Origin of the sequence: Pseudoalteromonas sp. S1650, from assembly GCF_005887195.1 — a bacterium.
GTDB lineage: Bacteria > Pseudomonadota > Gammaproteobacteria > Enterobacterales > Alteromonadaceae > Pseudoalteromonas > Pseudoalteromonas simplex.
In genome coordinates, this window is sequence record NZ_PNDF01000123.1 from 1 (window position 1) to 1,252 (window position 1,252).

Here is a 1,252-nt window from a genome sequence, read left to right on the forward strand (position 1 = left end):
ATTCTTAACTGATCAGCATTACGCCTAGGCGACCTTTTTATTAGCTGTGAAGCTCTATCTATTGATATTACTCAACGATAGTTGCAACAACACCAGCACCAACTGTACGGCCACCTTCACGGATAGCGAAGCGTAAACCTTCGTCCATCGCGATTGGGCAGATTAGTTCTACAGTCATCTTGATGTTGTCACCAGGCATTACCATTTCAACGCCGTCTGGTAACTGTACGTCACCTGTTACGTCAGTTGTACGGAAGTAGAACTGTGGACGGTAACCTTTGAAGAATGGAGTGTGACGACCACCTTCATCTTTAGAAAGTACGTATACTTCTGAAGTGAACTTCGTGTGTGGAGTGATTGAACCAGGCTTAGCTAGTACTTGACCACGTTCAACGTCTTCACGCTTAGTACCACGTAGAAGTGCACCGATGTTCTCACCCGCACGACCTTCGTCTAGAAGCTTACGGAACATCTCAACACCTGTACAAGTTGTCTTCGTAGTTTCTTTGATACCTACGATTTCAACTTCGTCATTCACGTTGATGATACCAGCTTCAACACGGCCAGTTACAACAGTACCACGACCTTGGATTGAGAATACGTCTTCGATAGGCATGATGAATGGCTTATCGATGTCACGCTCTGGCTCTGGGATGTAAGAATCTAGTGCTTCTGCAAGCTCAACGATTTTGTCTTCCCACTCTTTCTCGCCTTCTAACGCTTTAAGCGCTGAACCTTGGATTAGTGGTAAGTCATCACCTGGGAAGTCGTACTCAGAAAGAAGTTCACGAACTTCCATCTCAACTAGCTCAAGTAGCTCTTCGTCGTCAACCATGTCACATTTGTTCATGAATACGATGATGTAAGGTACACCAACCTGACGAGAAAGTAGGATGTGCTCACGAGTTTGTGGCATAGGACCGTCAGTCGCAGCAACTACTAGGATTGCGCCGTCCATTTGAGCAGCACCAGTGATCATGTTTTTAACATAATCGGCGTGTCCTGGACAGTCTACGTGTGCGTAGTGACGAGTTGGAGTATCGTACTCAACGTGTGAAGTTGAGATTGTGATACCACGCTCACGCTCTTCTGGAGCGTTATCGATTGATGCGAAGTCTTTAGCTACACCACCGTATACTTTTGCAAGTACGTTAGTGATTGCTGCTGTTAGAGTTGTTTTACCGTGGTCAACGTGGCCGATTGTACCAACGTTTACGTGCGGTTTTACGCGTTCAAACTTTTCTTTTGCCAT

1 protein-coding gene is annotated in these 1,252 nt (G+C 45.8%); it reads right to left on the reverse strand.

The window, feature by feature from the left end; all coding sequences use genetic code 11:
- Positions 1-67 precede the first annotated feature (67 nt).
- The gene (tuf, locus tag CWB80_RS21750; protein ID WP_054564107.1) at positions 68-1,252 is read right to left on the reverse strand and encodes an elongation factor Tu; all 1,185 of its coding nucleotides are present in this window, start codon (positions 1,250-1,252) and stop codon (positions 68-70) included.